Raw genomic sequence first — 427 nt, 5'->3', positions numbered from 1 at the left:
TGGGATGGTCAGCGCCGAACCCAATCGGACCCGCACCACCAGGGCCAGTGTGACCCAACCTTGACTGTTCAAAAAGGTGGGCCGGTTGGCCTTGTGGCTGTGATCGTGTTTGACGCTGATCCCCGGTCCCTTCTTCGCGCAACGAGGAACCAGCGTATCGTCGATGATCAGGTTGACCAGTTCGTTTGGAAAAACTCTTTGCGTCAATTGCAGCAATTGAATGGACAAGTCGGCGACCGAGACATTCGCCCGTTCGATCAGTTTGTAGTAGGTGGTCCAGTGCGCCTCGCGGCGAATGGCTCCGATGGCACGAGTGACCCAGCCTTCCGGGTTGAGCATGCAACCGATCAGAAGTTCGACAAAGGTTCGGCGGGAACGGGGTGGAACGGCGGCCAGAAGAAAGGAAATCCATTCCGAGAGCAGCAGA

General features: G+C 57.1%; 1 protein-coding gene. It reads right to left on the bottom strand.

What is annotated here, in order from left to right:
• Positions 1 to 426 (bottom strand): transposase (locus IV91_RS0115425; RefSeq protein WP_035419208.1); only part of this gene is annotated, 426 nt, incomplete at its 3' end.
• Between the last annotated feature and the right edge of the window lies 1 nt (position 427).

It is taken from the genome of Ferrovum myxofaciens (assembly GCF_000735045.1).
GTDB lineage: Bacteria > Pseudomonadota > Gammaproteobacteria > Burkholderiales > Ferrovaceae > Ferrovum > Ferrovum myxofaciens.
This window is presented reverse-complemented; position numbering and strand designations above follow the sequence as displayed.